Source organism: Nitrococcus mobilis Nb-231 (assembly GCF_000153205.1).
GTDB classification, from domain to species: Bacteria; Pseudomonadota; Gammaproteobacteria; order Nitrococcales; family Nitrococcaceae; genus Nitrococcus; species Nitrococcus mobilis.
Genome location: NZ_AAOF01000036.1, coordinates 1 through 1,566, shown reverse-complemented (window position 1 = coordinate 1,566; position 1,566 = coordinate 1). Strand labels below are relative to the sequence as shown.

Annotated in this window: 2 protein-coding genes; one reads left to right on the top strand and one right to left on the bottom strand. The window is 43.7% G+C overall.

Annotation, left to right across the window (positions count from 1 at the left end; translation table 11 throughout):
• The coding region (locus NB231_RS17205) for a ferredoxin-type protein NapF (protein ID WP_156776840.1) at positions 1-322 on the top strand (322 nt) is incomplete at its 5' end.
• A gap of 3 nt (positions 323-325) precedes the next feature.
• On the opposite strand, the gene NB231_RS17200 is transcribed toward NB231_RS17205, so the two are convergent.
• Positions 326-1,503 (bottom strand): IS3 family transposase gene (locus NB231_RS17200; RefSeq protein ID WP_086004105.1). Its coding sequence is split into 2 segments (ribosomal slippage): positions 326-1,245 and positions 1,245-1,503, totalling 1,179 coding nucleotides; the frame shifts between segments, so codons are not numbered across the junction.
• Positions 1,504-1,566 lie beyond the last annotated feature (63 nt).

Here is a 1,566-nt window from a genome sequence, read left to right as displayed (position 1 = left end):
GCGGCTTTCCTCAGTAGATTTCAGCCAAGGTGAAGGTGAATGCACTTTTTGTTATCAGTGTGCAGATGCTTGTCCTGAACCGTTGTTCCTTCCGCAATTAGAATCGCCATGGGACATCATTGCAACGATTAATGAAAGTTGTATGGCATCTAAAAATATTGAGTGCAGAAGCTGCGGCGATATGTGTGAGTCCCAAGCGATAAAATTTCAATTACAGGTTGGAAAAGTCGCGATGCCAACTATTACAGAGGAAGACTGTACAGGGTGCGGAGCTTGTCTATCGGGATGCCCTGTATCAGCTATAACAATCAATCGTGTGTAGTGGTCAACTAAAATTGGCCACGGTTTTAGAGTTTTCCCAATATAATCGTTCTGATTCGTTGGGAGTTAGGCCGCCATTATATTGATGCGGCCTGAGTTGACAGTAATACCCGATAATGTAGCGGATGATCTCTTGTTGAGCTTCAGCAAAACTACGATAACCCACTGTTGGCACCCATTCGGTCTTTAAGCTTCTAAAGAAACGCTCCATTGGTGCATTATCCCAGCAATTTCCTCGGCGAGATAAACTCTGTTTTATCTTAAAACGCCACAGTAATTGACGGTACTTTCGACTTGTATAGTGGCTACCTTGATCGCTGTGGAACATGACGCCTTTCGGCTTACCACGCGACTCATAAGCCATTGAAAGAGCTTTGCCTGTCAGACTGGAATCAGGTGATAAAGACATCGACCAACCAATCACTTTGCGGGCAAAAAGATCAATAACAACGGCTAAATACATCCAGCGATTTCCTGTCCAAATATACGTAACATCACCAACCCAAACTTCATTTGGGGCGGTAACAGCAAACTGTCGGCCCAAGTGATTTGGAACCTCAACATGTTCTTGAGAAGCCTTTCTGTATCGATGCTTTGGCTGTTGGCAACTGACTAAACCAAGCTCTCTCATGAGTTTTGTTGCTCGGTATCGGCTCAGTTTTAAACCCTGATTTGTGACTATATCTGCAATAGTCCTCGCTCCCGCAGAGGCGTTGCTTGCTGCGTGGGCCTCACTAACTAAGCTGCGAAGTTTGACTGTTTCCGCCCTAATCGCTGTTGGACGCTTTAGCCAATAGTTATAACTACTTCGATGAACATTGAAGACTTCGCATAATGTTTTTACGCTATAGCTCTGCTTGAGTTTCTTGATCATCAAGAATTGTTCAGTGAGTCCGACATCAACAGAGCCGTGGCTTTTTTTAATATTTCATTATGCTCTTCAAGACGAGCTAACTTCTTTTTTAATTCCCGAATTTCTATTTGCTCAGGGGTCATAGGCGAAGCTTTTGGCGTTTTGCCTTGTCGTTCTTGTTTAAGCTGACGAACCCATTTATCCATCGTGGATTTACCCACATTCATGGCTTGGGCGGCTTCTGCCACTGAGTAATTTTGATCAATCACTAACTGTGAAGCCTCGAGCTTGAATTCTGCGCTGAATAGTCGTCTTGTACGATTTGTCATAGTGTCACCTGTTAACGTATGAAGTGATGATATCACCTCTAACTAAGTGACCAAATTCACTAT